The organism is Pseudomonas sp. PI1 (genome assembly GCF_000812405.1).
Lineage (GTDB): Bacteria > Pseudomonadota > Gammaproteobacteria > Pseudomonadales > Pseudomonadaceae > Pseudomonas > Pseudomonas citronellolis.
This window is the reverse complement of sequence record NZ_JWMC01000013.1, coordinates 78382-93245: the sequence shown is the minus strand read 5'-3', so window position 1 is coordinate 93245 and position 14864 is coordinate 78382. Positions and strand designations below refer to the sequence as shown.

Genomic DNA, 14864 nt, shown 5'->3' with positions numbered 1-14864 from the left:
GCTCACAGTGCCGCCAGGCCTCGTGCCAGGTCCTTCTTGATGTCGTCGACGTCCTCCAGGCCCACCGCGACGCGGATCAGGTTGTCGCGGATGCCGGCGTTCTCGCGCTCCTGCGGCGACAGGCGGCCGTGGGAGGTGGTCGCCGGGTGGGCGATGGTGGTCTTGGTGTCACCCAGGTTGGTGGTGATGGAGATCATCCGGGTGGCGTCGATGAAGCGCCAGGCCGCGGCCTTGTCGCCCTTCACCTCGAAGCTGACCACCGCGCCGAAGCCCTTCTGCTGTCGCTTGGCCAGCTCGTGCTGCGGGTGGCTGGCCAGGCCGGCGTAGTAGACGCGCTCGATGCCCGGCTGCTGTTCCAGCCACTCGGCCACGTCCTGGGCCGCGGCGCAATGCGCCTGCATGCGCACGCGCAGGGTTTCCAGGCCCTTGAGGAAAATCCAGGCGTTGAACGGGCTCAGTGTCGGGCCGGCGGTGCGCAGGAAACCGACCACGCCCTCCATCAGCTTGCGGCTGCCGGCGACCACGCCGCCCATGCTGCGGCCCTGGCCGTCGATGTACTTGGTCGCCGAGTGGATCACCACGTCCGCGCCGAGTTTCAGCGGTTGCTGCAGCGCCGGGGTGCAGAAGCAGTTGTCCACCGCCAGCAGCGCGCCGTGGGCGTGGGCGATCTCGGCCAGGGCGGCGATGTCCACCAGCTCGGCCAGGGGGTTGGACGGCGACTCGACGAACAGCAGCTTGGTGTTCGGCTTGATCGCCGCTTCCCAGGCCTTGAGGTCGCTCAGCGGCGGGTAGTCCACCTGCACGCCGAAGCGCTTGAAGTACTTCTCGAACAGGCTGATGGTCGAGCCGAACACGCTGCGCGAGACCAGCACGTGGTCGCCGGCGCTGCAGTGGGTCATCACCAGCGAGAGGATGGCCGACATGCCGGTGGAAGTGGCCACCGCCTGCTCGGCGCCTTCCAGGGCGGCGATGCGCTCCTCGAAGGTGCGCACCGTCGGGTTGGTGTAGCGCGAGTAGACGTTGCCCGGCACCTCGCCGGCGAAGCGCGCGGCGGCGTCGGCGGCGCTGCGGAACACGTAGCTGGAGGTAGGGAACAGCGCTTCGCCGTGCTCCGCCTCCGGGGTGCGTTGCTGCCCGGCGCGTACCGCCAGGGTGTCGAAGGCGGCGCCTTCCAGGTCACTGTCCAGGCGACCGGCTTCCCATTCCTGTGCCATCCCCTGCTCTCCTTCAGTCGTTGTACAGATCGATGATGGCGCTGACCGCGTTGGCCTTGGCCTTGGTCGCGTCGTTGCGCGCCTGCTCGATCCGGTTCAGATAGGCTTCGTTGACGTCGCCGGTCACGTACTGGCCGTCGAAGACCGCGCAGTCGAAGTGCTCGATCTTGATCTTGCCGCCGCCGACCGCGTCGATCAGGTCCGACAGGTCCTGGTAGACCAGCCAGTCGGCGCCGAGCAGTTCGCACACCTCTTCGGTGCTGCGGTCATGGGCGATCAGTTCGTGGGCGCTCGGCATGTCGATGCCGTAGACGTTGGGGTAGCGCACGGCTGGGGCTGCGGAGCAGAAGTAGACCTTCTTCGCCCCGGCCTCGCGGGCCATCTGGATGATCTGCTTGCTGGTGGTGCCGCGGACGATGGAGTCGTCCACCAGCATCACGTTCTTGCCGCGGAATTCCAGCTCGATGGCGTTGAGCTTCTGGCGCACCGACTTCTTGCGCGCGGCCTGGCCGGGCATGATGAAGGTACGGCCGATGTAGCGGTTCTTCACGAAGCCTTCGCGGAACTTCACGCCCAGGCGGTTGGCCAGCTCCAGGGCGGAGGTGCGGCTGGTGTCGGGGATCGGGATGACCACGTCGATGTCGTGCTCCGGGCGCTCGCGGAGGATCTTCTCGGCCAGCTTCTCGCCCATGCGCAGGCGCGCCTTGTACACCGAGATGCCATCCATCAGCGAGTCCGGGCGGGCCAGGTAGACGTGCTCGAAGATGCACGGCGAGTATTTCGGGTTGGCCGCGCACTGGCGGGTGAACAGCTTGCCTTCCTCGGTGATGTACACCGCTTCGCCCGGCGCCAGGTCGCGGATCAGGGTGAAGCCGAGGACGTCCAGGGCCACGCTTTCCGAGGCGATCATGTATTCCACGCCGTTCTCGGTGTGGCGCTGGCCGAAGACGATCGGGCGGATCGCGTTGGGGTCGCGGAAGCCGACGATGCCGTAGCCGGTGATCATCGCCACCACGGCGTAGCCGCCGACGCAGCGGGCGTGCACGCCGGCCACCGCGGCGAAGACGTCCTCCTCGGTGGGCTGCAGCTTGTTGCGCACCGCCAGCTCATGGGCGAAGACGTTGAGCAGCACTTCCGAGTCGGAGTTGGTGTTGACGTGGCGCAGGTCGGATTCGTAGATCTCCTTGGCCAGCTGCTCGACGTTGGTCAGGTTGCCGTTGTGCGCCAGGGTGATGCCGTAGGGCGAGTTGACGTAGAACGGCTGGGCCTCGGCGGAGCTGGAGCTGCCGGCGGTCGGATAGCGCACGTGGCCGATGCCGACCTTGCCCACCAGGCGCTGCATGTGGCGCTGCTGGAAGACGTCACGGACCAGGCCGTTGTCCTTGCGCAGGTAGAGCCTGTCGTCCTGACAGGTGACGATGCCGGCAGCGTCCTGGCCGCGATGCTGGAGAACGGTGAGCGCGTCATACAACGCCTGATTGACGTTCGACTTGCCCACGATACCGACGATGCCACACATGCGACGCAACCCCTAGTTGGTTTACAGGCTAAAAAATTCCGTTCCCGCCGCCCCACCCGGGCCGGCGTCGGGCGGCGCACTGCGCCACCCTGGCCCAGCCGTCACTGGCTGGGCAGCATACTCCCCATCCCGACCGGCGGTGCCAGCTGGCCACTGGCGAACCAGTGCCCGGCCAGGTTGAGGACGATGTTCTTCGACCAGTCGGCGACCAGCAGGAAGTGCGGCAGCAGCACCGACTGCTGCCACCACGGGTCCTGTTGCACCGGCGCCAGGCTCAGCAGGCCGACCAGCAGCACCACCAGCAGCACGCCGCGGGCGCCGCCGAAGGCCATGCCGAGCACGCGGTCGGTGCCGGACATGCCGGTCACCCGGACCAGTTCGCTGATGAGGAAATTGACCAGCGCCCCCAGCAGCAGGGTGACGACGAAAAGCAGCGCGCAGGCGGCGATGACGCGGCCGGAGGGCAGTTGGATGTAAGGCGCGAGACGTTCGGCCAGCGCGCCGCCGAACATCCAGGCGACCGCACCCGCGACAATCCAGGTGAGCAGGGACAGGGCTTCCTTGACGAAGCCGCGGCTCAGACTGATCAGGCTGGAAATGACGATGATGCCGATCATCGTCCAATCGACCCAGGTAAATGCCACGTTGCGGCCCAGAAACGAAAAAGGCCCCGCATTTTAGCAGAGCCCCGGGGTTTAGCGGAGCCCCCGATGCATCGGGAGCCGCTCGCCGGTGTCAGCCGCGTTCGGGCTGGAAGCGCACCACGAAGCCGTTGAGCTTCTGCTGCTTACTCAGCTGCGCCTTCAGGCGGTCGGCCTCGGCGCGCTCGATCACCGGCCCGACGAACACCCGGTTCATCCCGTCGAAGCTGCGCACGTAGGCGTTGTAGCCCTGGCTGCGGAGGCTCTTCTGCAGTTCCTCGGCGCGAGCGCGGTTGGACAGGCTGGCCAGTTGCACCGACCAGCTCACCGCCAGCTTGTCGGCATCCAGGCGCTGGGCCGGCGCGGCGGGCGCGGCGGCCTGGGCCGGCGGCGTGGCCGGTTGCTGGGCAGGGCGCAGCGCCGGGGCGGCGGGCTGCTGGGCCGGCGTTTGCGGCAGGCTGGCGATGGGCGTGGAAGGCGCGGTGGTCGGCGCGGGACTGGGCACCGGCGCCTGGACCTGGGGCTGAGCGTCGGGGGCCTGCGGCGCTTCGGCCACCGGGGCCTGGGGTTCGGGCACCGGCGTCGGCTGCACTTCCACCGCAGGCATGGCCGGCGTCTTCGGCATCGCCGGGGCGTCGACCGTCACCTGGCGCACCTCGTCCTGGCGGCTGAACAGCATCGGCAGGAAGATCACCGCCAGCGCCAGCAACACCAGCGCACCGACGATCCGCTGCTTGAGCCCCTTATCCAGCAAAGCCATTGCCACTCCCCCGTTTCTTGACCGCTTGTCAGTCCTGGTTGCCGTCCAGCCAGCTCAGGGCATCCGCCACGCTGTAGAAGGAGCCGAACACCAGGATCTCATCGTCCGCCGACGCCTGCGCGCACTGTGCTTCGAGCGCCGCGGCGATGTCGTCATGCACGCTGGCCTGCGCGCCGCGCGCAAGCAAGGCTGCCGCCAGCTCGCCGGCCGGGCGCGAGCGCGGCGTGGGCAAGGGGGCGACCGCCCAATCCTGCACCAAGCCGAGCAAGGGTTCCAGCACCCCGTCCAGATCCTTGTCCGAAAGCAGGCCGAAAACCGCCAGGCGCCGGCCCTGCGGCGGCCGCGCGGCAAGGCGGCGGGCCAGGTAGTCGGCGGCATGGGGGTTGTGCCCGACGTCCAGCAGCAGGTGGCGCGACTGCCCCTGCCAGGTCGCCACGCGGCGGTCCAGGCGGCCGCTCACGCGGGTCCGCAGCAGGGCCGTGAGCAGGCGCTCGGGCTGCCACGGCAGGCCCAGCAGCGCATAGACCTGCAGCGCCAGGGCGGCATTCTCCATGGGCAGGTCGAGCAGGCTCAGGTGGTGCAGGCGCAGCGGGGTGCCGTCGGCGCCACGGCCGTGCCAGTGCCAGTCGTGCTCGCCGATGGCCAGGTCGAAGTCGCGGCCGCGCAGCAGCAGCGGCGCACCCAGGGCGCGGGCCTGGTCCAGCAGCGGCTGCGGCGGTTCCAGGTCGCCGCACACGGCCGGCTTGCCGGCGCGGAAGATGCCGGCCTTCTCGAAGGCCACGCTGTCGCGGTTGTCGCCCAGCCATTCGGCATGGTCGAGGCCGATGCTGGTGACCACGGCGACGTCGGCGTCCACCAGGTTCACCGCGTCCAGCCGGCCGCCAAGGCCGACTTCCAGCACAACCGCATCGAGACCGGCGCGCTCGAACAGCCAGAAGGCCGCCAGGGTGCCCATCTCGAAATAGGTCAGGGAGATTTCGCCGCGCGCCGCCTCGACCGCGGCGAAGGCTTCGCAGAGCGCTTCATCGCTGGCCTCGCGGCCCTGAATGAGCACGCGCTCGTTGTAGCGCAGCAGGTGCGGCGAGGCGTACACGCCGACCTTCAGGCCCTGCTCGCCGAGCAACTCGGCGAGGAAGGCGCAGGTGGAGCCCTTGCCGTTGGTGCCGGTGACGGTCACCACGCGCGGCGCCGGGCGCCCCAGGCCGAGGCGGACGGCCACCTCGCGGGAGCGCTCCAGGCCCATGTCGATGGCCGAGGGATGCAGCTGTTCGAGGTAGCCGAGCCAGTCGGCCAGGGAACGCTGGCTCATCCTGCGAGGGCGGTGCTGGGGGTGTTGGTGAACTTGGCCAGCAGCTTGGCCAGGCGGTCGCGCATTTCCGCGCGGTGCACGATCATGTCGATGGCGCCGTGTTCGAGGAGGAACTCGCTGCGCTGGAAGCCTTCGGGCAGCTTCTCGCGCACGGTCTGCTCGATCACCCGCGGGCCGGCGAAGCCGACCAGGGCCTTGGGCTCGCCGACGATTACGTCGCCGAGCATGGCGAGGCTTGCGGAAACGCCGCCGTAGACCGGGTCGGTCAGCACGGAAATGAACGGGATGCCTTCCTCGCGCAGGCGCGCCAGGGCGGCGGAGGTCTTGGCCATCTGCATCAGCGAGATCAGCGCTTCCTGCATGCGCGCGCCGCCGGAGGCGGAGAAGCAGATCATCGGGCAGCGGTGCTCCAGGGCGTAGTTGGCGGCGCGCACGAAGCGCTCACCGACGATGGAGCCCATGGAACCGCCCATGAACGAGAACTCGAAGGCCGCGGCCACGACGGGCAGGCCCTGCAGCTTGCCGCTCATGGCGATCAGCGCGTCCTTCTCGCCGGTGTCCTTCTGCGCGGCGGCCAGGCGGTCCTTGTACTTCTTGGTGTCGCGGAACTTCAGGCGATCCACCGGCTCCAGCTCGGCGCCCAGCTCCTCGCGGCCTTCCTCGTCGAGGAAGATGTCCAGGCGGGTGCGCGCGCCAATGCGCATGTGGTGGTCGCACTTGGGGCAGACGTCCAGGGTCTTTTCCAGCTCCGGCCGATACAGCACGGCGTCGCAGGACGGGCACTTGTGCCAAAGGCCTTCCGGTACCGAGCTCTTCTTCGCCTCGGAACGCATGATGGAAGGGATCAGCTTGTCTACCAGCCAGTTGCTCATGCTCTGTTCTCCAATGCGGGGACAGTGCGCTCAGCGGCCCGAAGCCTTGCGCCTGCCCGTGAGCAGAAAAAATCACCATCGGCGCCGTGGCTCGGCCACGGCCCCTCGAAATCGCGGCGCGCCCTGGGCGGCGCCTTCGCCAGGCCGACACGGGGTCGGCGCTGGCATGACAAAACGTCAACAGCTCCTAATGACGGTGGCAGACCGCCTGCCGTCACATGCACCTCACCGGGAATCCGCCTCGCGGCAGCGGCGGATGAAGGCGCGGATCTTCTCGGCGTCCTTGATTCCCTTGCTCGCCTCCACCCCGCCGCTGACGTCCACGGCATAGGGGCGCACCTGGCGGATCGCCGCGGCGACGTTGTCGGCGTTCAGGCCGCCGGCCAGCACCAGCGGGCGCGGCAGGGCTTCGGGAATCAGGGACCAGTCGAAGGCCGCGCCGGTTCCACCGGGAACGCCCTCGACGTAGGTGTCCAGCAGGATGCCGGCGGCGCCGGGATAAAGCGCGGCCTGAGCGGCGATGTCGTCGCCGGCCTTCACCCGCAGCGCCTTCAGGTACGGCTTGTGGTAGCCCTCGCAGTCCGCGGCGCGCTCGTCGCCGTGGAACTGCAGCATGTCCAGCGGCACCGCATCAAGGATTTCCCCCAGCTCGCAGCGGCTGGCATTGACGAACAGGCCCACGCTGGTGACGAAGGGCGGCAGCGCCGCGACTATGGCGCGCGCCTGCTGCACGCTGACCGCGCGCGGGCTCCTGGCGTAGAACACCATGCCGATGCCGTCGGCGCCCGCCTCGGCGGCGGCCAGGGCGTCCTCGACACGGGTAATGCCACAGATTTTGATGCGAACGGCGGACAAGATGCGGCGACCTTCCTTCAAAGCAATCCGTCGATGGTAGCAAATGCCCCGGACAGCGTCAGCCGAGCGTATCGGGCAAAGATGAAAGGAAATGTGGCCCCAGGTAGCGCTGCGGCAGCTCGAAGGCTTCCGGGTATTCCACCCGCACCAGGTAGAGCCCGAAGGGGTGCGCGGTCACGCCGCCGGCGCGGCGGTCGCGCGCCGCCAGCACCTCGTCGACCCATTCCGGCTCCCGCTCGCCCGCCCCGACCGTCATCAACACCCCGGCGAAGTTGCGCACCATGTGGTGGAGGAAGGCGTTGGCGCGCACGTCCAGCACGATGAAGCGGCCATGCTCCAACACCTGCAGGTGGTGCACCGTCTTGATCGGCGACTTGGCCTGGCACTGCACGGCGCGGAACGAGGTGAAGTCATGGGTGCCGACCAGCTTCTGCGCCGCCGCGCGCATGCGCTCGACGTCCAGCGGCCGGTGGTTCCAGGTGACCTCCTCGGCCATGTGCGCGGGGCGGATCGGATCGTTGTAGATGACGTAGCGGTAACGCCGCGCCACGGCCGAGAAGCGCGCATGGAAGTCAGCCGGCATGACCTTGGCCCAGGTCACGCTGATATCCGCCGGCAGGTTGGCATTGCTGCCCATCACCCAGGCCTTCAGCGGGCGCTTGACGCGGGTGTCGAAGTGCACCACCTGACCACTGCCGTGCACCGAGGCGTCGGTGCGGCCGGCACACATGACGCTCACCGGCTCGGCGGCCACCTTGGACAGGGCGCGCTCCAGTGCTCCCTGCACCGACGGCACGCCGTCCTCCTGGCGCTGCCAGCCGCGGTAGCGCGCGCCCTTGTATTCGACGCCCAGGGCGATCCTGGTGACGTCAGCGGTGGCGACCTCGCCCACCGCGCTCTCGAACTCGTTCAACTGCTCAGGCCATCCCGAAAAGGCAATTCAGCGGGCTATTCTGCCTGGATTGCCGCGCCCGGGCGATGCGCCGCGATCGGCGCGGCGCCGCCAGGCGCGCAATGTCCGCGCCCTGAAACGACGATGGCAGCCCGAAGGCTGCCATCGCTTTACCTGCGACCTGCTCAGGACAGGCGTTCGAGCAGTTCGCGGGCTTCCTGCTGCTGCTGGTCGCTGCCTTCGCTGATGACCTCGTCGAGGATGTCGCGCGCGCCCTCGGCGTCGCCCATGTCGATGTAGGCACGGGCCAGGTCGAGCTTGGTCGCGGCCTCGTCGGCGCCGGAGAGGAAGTCGAACTCGTCGTCCATGTTGCCCTCGTCCAGCGCGGAGTCCAGCGACGGCTCGATCTCGGGCTCCAGCGCCGCCGCCGGGCTGGCCGGCTGCTCGAGGTCGCTGGCGAGCTTGTCCAGCTCGGCGCTGACCTGGTCCAGCTGGGCCGCGAAGCTGTCGTCGGCCGGCAGCTCCTGGGGAGCCTCTTCGGGCAGCGACAGGTCGAAGTCGTCCGCCAGGCCCTCGACCGGCTTGGCCGCGGGCTCGCTCTCGGCGCCCAGGTCGAAGCTGAAGTCGTCGTCGGCGCTCGCGGCGAGCCCGGCGCCCTCCTCGCCCAGGTCGAAGAGGAAGTCCTCGTCCTTGGCCGCGGGGGCCGCCGGCTCGTCCGGCAGGTCCAGGGTGAAATCGTCCAGCGCGTCGCTGGCCGTGGGCGCCGCGGGGGCGGCCTTGGCCAGATCGTCTTCCAGGTCGAGGTCGAAGGCGAAGTCGTCGTCCGTCTTCGCCGATTGGGCCGGCTGGGCCACCGCGGCGGGCTCGTCCAGGCGCAGGTCGTCTTCGAGGTCGAAGTCTTCCAGCGACAGTTCGTCGGCCTTGGCTTGCGGCTCGGCTGCGGCGTGCGGCACCTCGTCGTCGAGCTGCAGGTCGTCCAGGCCCAGGTCGAAGGCGTCGTCCAGGTCGCCGGCGGCCTGTGCGACCGGTTCGCCGGCGGGCGCAGCGCCGTCGTGGGTCAGGTCGAGGTCATCGAGGCTGAAGTGATCCAGCTCGTCGCTGCTGGCTGCGGCCGCGGCCAGGCCGCCGGCCACGGCAGCCGCCGCGACCATGCCCGGGTAGCGCGACTTCAGCTGCTCCACCTGCGGTTCGGCGCCGCCCAGTTCGCGCAGTTCGTTTTCCTGGCGGGCGAAGCCTTCGCGGTCGCCGATCTCGGCCAGGACCTCCATCAGCTTCAGGCGCAGGTCGGCGCGCTGCGGTTCGTCGTAGATGGCGCCCTGCAGCAGCTCGGCGGCCTGGTTGAAGCGGCCGTAGGCGATGTAGATGTCGGCCTCGCCCAGCGGATCGCTGGTCTGCGCGGCGACCTTTTCACCGGCGGCCGGCGCGCTTGCCGGGGCTGCGTCCTCGTCTTCCAGGCTCAGGCTGTCGAATTCGCCGGCAGCCAGTTCCAGCGGCTCGTCCGTTCCGCTCGGGCCGGCCGCGGCGGGCTCGACCTTGGCGGCCTCGGCCTGGGCCGCGCGGCGGCGCAGCAGGAGCAGCACCAGCAGCAGGACCAGCACCAGGCTGCCGCCGATGGCGGCCAGCAGCGTCGGGTTGGCCAGCAGTTCCTCGATCAGCCCCGGCTCGTTTTCGGCGGCCGGTGCAGGTGCAGCGGGCTTGGGCGCCGCCGGTTTGGGTTCGGCCGGCTTGGCGGCGGCCGGCGCGGCAGGTTGAGCGGGGGCGGCAGGCGTGGCATCGGGCTGCGGAGCCGCTGCCGGGGCGGCCGGAGCTTCGGCGCCAGGCGCCGGCGGCTGGCCGGCGGGCGCGGAGCCCGGCGCGGCAGGCTGCGGCGTAGTCGCCAGCTCGCCCTGCAACTTGGCCAGTTGCGCGTCCTTCAGTTCGATCAGCTTCTGCAGCTTGTCCAACTGGCTCTGCAGGTCGCTCATGCGGCTCTGCAGTTCGTCGTTCTCGCGGCGGGTGCTGTCCAGGCTTTCCTGGGTGACGGCCAGCTTGTCGGAAAGCGCCTTGCCGTTCTTCGCGCCCTTGTCGGAGCCCTTGGCCTTGCCGGCTTCGCCGGAGACCAGGCGCAGGTTGTCCTTGCTCTCGGCCTGCTCGGGCGCAGCGCCGGCATTGGCGCGGCGGGTGGCGTCCAGCTGGCGGGAGGAACCGGCCAGGCTGCGGCCTTCGCGCCAGGCGCTGCGCTGCTCGCGCACCTGCACGTCGGCCTCGCCCGCGGAGCGGCTGCGGATCTGCTCGGCATCGGGCAGGCGCAGCACCTGGCCGCTCTTCAGGCGGTTGATGTTGCCGTCGATGAAGGCGTCGGGGTTGAGATCCTGGATCGCCAGCATGGTCTGGTTGACGGTCACGCTGCCGTCGGGACGCGCGCGCGAGGCGATTTCCCACAGGGTGTCGCGGGAACCGGTGCGGTATTCGTTACCGTCCAGGCGGGCCTGGCGCGGCGCGCTGGCCGCGGGGGCCGGCTCCACGGCGCGGGGCGCGGCCGGGGCCACGGGCTGGCGCGCGATGGGCGCGGGCGCGGCGACCGGCGCACGCGGCGCGGCGGCGGCAGCCACCTGCGGCGAGTACAGCGGCGGGTCGAGCAGCACGGTGTATTCGCGAAGCACCCGGCCACTGGGCCAGAGCACTTCCACGAGGAAGTTCAGGTAGGGCTCCTGCACCGGCTTGTCGGAGGTCACATGGATGACGCTCTTGCCGTTGGGCTGGACCACCGCGGTGAACTTGAGCCCGGTGAGGAAGAAGTTGCGATCGACGCCGGACTTGCTGAAGTCCTCCGGCGAAGCCAGCTTGGGAATGATCTCGCCGGCCGTCAGGTCGCGGACGTCCGTCACGTCGATATCGGCATTCAGCGGCTGGTTCAGCGCCGAGTGCAGGTGGATGTCTCCCAACCCCAGCGCATGCGCCATGCCGGTGGTCAACGCCGAAGCAGCCGCAATTGCCTGCACCAGTTTACGAAGCCGGACCATAATCTAATCCCTTGTTTTAACAGCTTTCTTCTGGATTCGAGCGTTTCGGAACAACACCTGGCGCCCGCTATTCCCGGCGTCGAAAACGCCGGGATATCCCCCCGCCAGGGCCGTCCAAGCCAGTATTGCCAAGCTAGAATGCTTCTTCAAATATTCGATAAGTATCTTTTACAGATAGTGTTTTATCAATAATGCAGCCAGGTTCGCAGCATTCAGTCCCAGGCCTTTTCGCACATTATCAGACGCAATCCACAAATTGAGGTTGCAAGGGCCGGCGGCACCCTGACGCACCCGGCCGACGTGGATGGCATCCTGGCCCAGGGCATCGCCGATCACCGTCGGGTAATCGTCCTCGACCAGCTCGATGCCCTCGGCCGCCTCCAGAGCGGCCCGGACTTCCGACAAGGCTATCGGCACGGCGCTGCGCAAGTTGAGGTTCAGGGCGTCGCCGAAGAACACCGGGGCCAGCAGGCAATCCGCCTGCACCCTGCCCTGCAGCTGCGGCAGCAGTTCGTTCAGCTCGGCGTTCAGGCGCCGCTCGATGGCGCTGTAGCCCGAGGCGTCGGCCGCACCGACCAGGCCCAGCAGGTTGAAGGCGTACTGGCGATCGACGAGGCGCGGCTCCACCGGGCGCGCGTTGAGCAGCTCGGCGGTCTGCCGGGCCAACTCCTGCACGCCTTCGCGGCCCAGTTGCGAGGCGGACAGGCAGGCGGTCAGCGACAGTTCCTGCAGTTCGACGCAATCGCCCAGGGCGGCGACCACTTCGGCCACCTCGGCAGCCGGGGCGCAGGGCACGCGCAGCAGCGCCGGGAAGCTGAGTTCGTCCAGGCGCGCCGGGTTCAGCGCCGGCAGTACCAGGGCGCCTTCCACGCTGCCGCTCAGGTCGATCACCGTGCAACCCTGGGCCAGGGCGCGCGCGGCGTGCTCGCCGGCGACCTCGGCCGAGGTGGCGAACAGCACCAGCTTCGCCTGGGCGAAGGAGAAACCGTCCAGCTCGCGCACCCGCAGGTTGCGACCGCGGAAGGGCACGCTCTTGCCGGCGGACTCGCCGCTGGCCAGCAGGTGCAGCTCGGCCACTGGGCAATCCAGCTCTTCCAGCAATTCGACCAGCGCTTCGCCAACCAGACCGGTGGCCCCTACTACAGCAACGTCGACGGACATCGAAAATCCCATGGGCTAGAAGGAAACAAGACGCAGCACTTTACTGCCCCCTTCCCTGCCCAGGCAATCGTGCCCGTGCCCGTCGATCGCCGTTCGCCTTCCCCCTATCGGGCGACTTCCTGCGCGGCGGCCGGCGCCGCCTGCGGCGTTGGGCTGCCCGCCACGGCGACCGGCGGCTCAGCCGGAGCCCCCGCGGCCTGTTGCCGCGACTGCGCCGCCAGGCGCGCCACCAGGGTGGCGATCTGCGCATCCTTGAGTTCGATGAGCTTGTTCAGCTTGTCCAACTGGCTCTGCAGGTCGCCGATCCGGCTGGTCAGCTCCTCGCCCTGGCGGCGCGCGCTGTCCAGGTCTTCCTGCAACAGTGCCAGGCGTTCCGCGGCGGCCTTCGCCTGGGGTTGCTTCGAGGCCTGCCCGGACTGCAGGCGCAGTTGGTCACGCACCTCCGCCACGGCAGGCGCGGCGCCGGGCGCCGCCTTGCGGGTGGCGTCCAGTGCGCGGGGGCGTTCGCGCCAGCGGGCTTCCTGGGCCTGGAAGTGGCTCACCGCCTCGGCATGCCCCTGGGCACGGACCTGGCTGGCGTCGGGCAGGCGCAGCACGGCGCCGACCCGCGGCAGGTTGGCGTTGCCGTCGATGAAGGCCTGCGGGTTCAGCGCCTGGATCGCCCGCATGGTCTGCATCACCGAGGCATCCCCGGCCGGGCGGTGGCGGGAGGCGATGGCCCACAGGGTGTCGCCGGCGGCGATGCGGTGGCTGCCCGAGGGCGCCGACGCGGCGACGCCCGGCGCCTTCACCGGCGCCGCGATGGCCGCCGACGGCGCGGCGGAAACGACCGGCGCGCTGGGCGTCTGGGCGACGGCCTGGTAGTTCGGCGGGTCGAGCAGCAGGGTGTATTCGCGCATGGCCCGCCCTTGCGGCCAGGCCACCTGCAGGACGAAGTTGACGTAGGGCTCGCGCACCGGCGCGCTGGACTGTACGCGGATCACCCCGCGGCCGTTGCGCCCGACCTCCGGAGTGAAGCGCAAGCCGGAAAGGAAGACGTAGTTGGGCTCCATGCCCAGCCGCTCGGCCTCCTGCTGCGGCACCAGGCTGACCTTGAGGTCCTCGGCGCCGAGATCGCCCATTCCGCGCAGCTCGATCCGCGCATCCAGCGTCTGGCCCAGCGCGGCCTGCGAAGCGATATCCCCCAGTTCCAGCGCGCTGGCGCGTGCCGGCAGGAAAGCGGCCGCGACGGCGGCGGCCAGAAATACATGCGCGAAGCGGAACATCCCCATCCCCTGCTGTCGATGACTCCCCCGGCGGCCCCAACCCACCGGCCGGCCCGAACGGGCCGGGCAGCGAGGATAATCACAGGGCGCCGGGCGCCAGCCCGCGCTCCGTCACAGAAAACGACGCCGACGCCGGCGACTTCGCCGTTCTGTCGAGTGATCGACTTTTTCCGCCTGTACAAAGCAAGACGCCGGCACAGGGCCGGCGTCTTCGGGGAGGCTGCGATCAGCGCTCCAGCAGGATGCGCAGCATGCGCCGCAGCGGCTCGGCCGCGCCCCACAGCAGTTGGTCGCCGACGGTGAAGGCGCCGAGGTACTGCGAGCCCATGTTGAGCTTGCGCAGGCGGCCGACCGGGACGCTCAGGGTGCCGGTAACGGCGGCCGGGGTCAGCTCGCGCATGCTGGCTTCGCGCTGGTTGGGGATCAGCTTGACCCAGGGGTTGTGCTGGCTGATCAGGCCTTCGATGTCGGTCAGCGGCACGTCCTTGTTCAGCTTGATGGTCAGCGCTTGGCTGTGGCAGCGCATGGCGCCGATGCGCACGCAGATGCCGTCCACCGGGATCGGGTTCTTGAAGCGGCCGAGAATCTTGTTGGTCTCGGCCTGGCCCTTCCACTCCTCGCGGCTCTGGCCGTTGGGCAGTTCCTTGTCGATCCAGGGGATCAGGCTGCCGGCCAGGGGCGCGCCGAAGTGCTCGGTGGGCAGGGCTTCGCTGCGGATGGCCTCGGCGACCTTGCGGTCGATGTCGAGGATGGCGCTGGCCGGGTTGGCCAGGTCGTCGGCCACGGCGGCGTTGATCGCGCCCATCTGCTTGATCAGCTCGCGCATGTTCTGCGCGCCTGCGCCGGAGGCGGCCTGGTAGGTCATGGCGCTCATCCACTCGACCAGGCCGGCTTCGAACAGGCCGCCCAGGGCCATCAGCATCAGGCTGACGGTGCAGTTGCCGCCGATGTAGTTCTTGGCGCCGGCGTCCAGCGACTGGTCGATCACGCGGCGGTTCACCGGGTCGAGGACGATCACTGCATCGTCCTGCATGCGCAGGCTGGAGGCGGCGTCGATCCAGTAGCCCTGCCAGCCGGCTTCACGCAGCTTGGGGAAGACTTCGTTGGTGTAGTCGCCGCCCTGGCAGGTCAGGATGACGTCGAGGGTCTTGAGTTCCTCGATGCTGTAGGCGTCCTTGAGGGTGGCGATGTCCTTGCCGATGGACGGACCTTCGCCACCGACGTTGGAGGTGGTGAAGAACACCGGCTCGATCAGGTCGAAGTCCCGCTCTTCCAGCATCCGCTGCATGAGCACCGAACCCACCATGCCACGCCAACCGATCAGACCTACACGCTTCATCGCTACTACACCTTCGAATAAGTAGTGGACCGCCG

The 14864-nt window shown here is 69.2% G+C and carries 12 protein-coding genes; all 12 read right to left on the bottom strand.

Annotation, left to right across the window (positions count from 1 at the left end):
- Positions 1-2 precede the first annotated feature (2 nt).
- Positions 3-1214 carry an O-succinylhomoserine sulfhydrylase gene (locus RN02_RS05750; protein ID WP_043313545.1) on the bottom strand — a complete coding sequence of 404 codons (1212 nt, stop codon included), beginning with the start codon at positions 1212-1214 and terminating at the stop codon, positions 3-5.
- A 13-nt stretch (positions 1215-1227) separates the two neighbouring features.
- A complete protein-coding gene (gene purF, locus RN02_RS05745) occupies positions 1228-2733 on the bottom strand; it encodes an amidophosphoribosyltransferase (protein ID WP_043267465.1) in 1506 nt (501 codons plus the stop codon).
- 101 nt (positions 2734-2834) lie between these two features.
- The gene (locus RN02_RS05740; protein WP_099049040.1) at positions 2835-3377 is read right to left on the bottom strand and encodes a CvpA family protein; all 543 of its coding nucleotides are present in this window, start codon (positions 3375-3377) and stop codon (positions 2835-2837) included.
- Positions 3378-3468: 91 nt separating this feature from the next.
- Positions 3469-4134 carry an SPOR domain-containing protein gene (locus RN02_RS05735; RefSeq protein ID WP_043313543.1) on the bottom strand — a complete coding sequence of 222 codons (666 nt, stop codon included), beginning with the start codon at positions 4132-4134 and terminating at the stop codon, positions 3469-3471.
- Between the two features lie 28 nt (positions 4135-4162).
- Positions 4163-5443, bottom strand: coding sequence for a bifunctional tetrahydrofolate synthase/dihydrofolate synthase (folC, locus tag RN02_RS05730; protein ID WP_043313542.1), 1281 nt, complete (start codon positions 5441-5443; stop codon positions 4163-4165).
- Positions 5440-6315, bottom strand: coding sequence for an acetyl-CoA carboxylase, carboxyltransferase subunit beta (accD, locus tag RN02_RS05725; RefSeq protein ID WP_009621059.1), 876 nt, complete (start codon positions 6313-6315; stop codon positions 5440-5442). The genes folC and accD overlap by 4 nt, the downstream gene beginning before the upstream one ends.
- A 225-nt stretch (positions 6316-6540) precedes the next feature.
- The gene (locus RN02_RS05720; protein WP_043313615.1) at positions 6541-7170 is read right to left on the bottom strand and encodes a phosphoribosylanthranilate isomerase; all 630 of its coding nucleotides are present in this window, start codon (positions 7168-7170) and stop codon (positions 6541-6543) included.
- Between the two features lie 58 nt (positions 7171-7228).
- A complete protein-coding gene (truA, locus tag RN02_RS05715) occupies positions 7229-8083 on the bottom strand; it encodes a tRNA pseudouridine(38-40) synthase TruA (protein ID WP_043313540.1) in 855 nt (284 codons plus the stop codon).
- A gap of 164 nt (positions 8084-8247) precedes the next feature.
- Positions 8248-11064, bottom strand: a complete 2817-nt coding sequence (locus tag RN02_RS05710; protein WP_043313538.1) for a FimV/HubP family polar landmark protein — start codon at positions 11062-11064, stop codon at positions 8248-8250.
- Positions 11065-11232: 168 nt separating this feature from the next.
- The gene (locus RN02_RS05705; protein ID WP_082033721.1) at positions 11233-12225 is read right to left on the bottom strand and encodes an aspartate-semialdehyde dehydrogenase; all 993 of its coding nucleotides are present in this window, start codon (positions 12223-12225) and stop codon (positions 11233-11235) included.
- A 104-nt stretch (positions 12226-12329) separates the two neighbouring features.
- Positions 12330-13490 (bottom strand): type IV pilus assembly protein FimV, encoded by a 1161-nt coding sequence (locus RN02_RS05700; RefSeq protein WP_043313534.1) that lies wholly within the window; start codon positions 13488-13490, stop codon positions 12330-12332.
- Between the two features lie 226 nt (positions 13491-13716).
- Positions 13717-14829: an aspartate-semialdehyde dehydrogenase gene (gene asd / locus RN02_RS05695; protein WP_009621046.1), complete on the bottom strand. Its 1113-nt coding sequence runs from the start codon at positions 14827-14829 to the stop codon at positions 13717-13719.
- Positions 14830-14864: the final 35 nt, after the last annotated feature.

Coding starts and splice junctions, on each gene's coding strand:
- RN02_RS05750 (WP_043313545.1), bottom strand. CDS start 1,214: ATGGCACAGGAATGGGAAGCCGGTCGCCTGGACAGTGACCTGGAAGGC.
- purF (WP_043267465.1), bottom strand. CDS start 2,733: ATGTGTGGCATCGTCGGTATCGTGGGCAAGTCGAACGTCAATCAGGCG.
- RN02_RS05735 (WP_043313543.1), bottom strand. CDS start 4,134: ATGGCTTTGCTGGATAAGGGGCTCAAGCAGCGGATCGTCGGTGCGCTG.
- folC (WP_043313542.1), bottom strand. CDS start 5,443: ATGAGCCAGCGTTCCCTGGCCGACTGGCTCGGCTACCTCGAACAGCTG.
- accD (WP_009621059.1), bottom strand. CDS start 6,315: ATGAGCAACTGGCTGGTAGACAAGCTGATCCCTTCCATCATGCGTTCC.
- RN02_RS05710 (WP_043313538.1), bottom strand. CDS start 11,064: ATGGTCCGGCTTCGTAAACTGGTGCAGGCAATTGCGGCTGCTTCGGCG.
- RN02_RS05705 (WP_082033721.1), bottom strand. CDS start 12,225: ATGTCCGTCGACGTTGCTGTAGTAGGGGCCACCGGTCTGGTTGGCGAA.
- RN02_RS05700 (WP_043313534.1), bottom strand. CDS start 13,490: ATGTTCCGCTTCGCGCATGTATTTCTGGCCGCCGCCGTCGCGGCCGCT.
- asd (WP_009621046.1), bottom strand. CDS start 14,829: ATGAAGCGTGTAGGTCTGATCGGTTGGCGTGGCATGGTGGGTTCGGTG.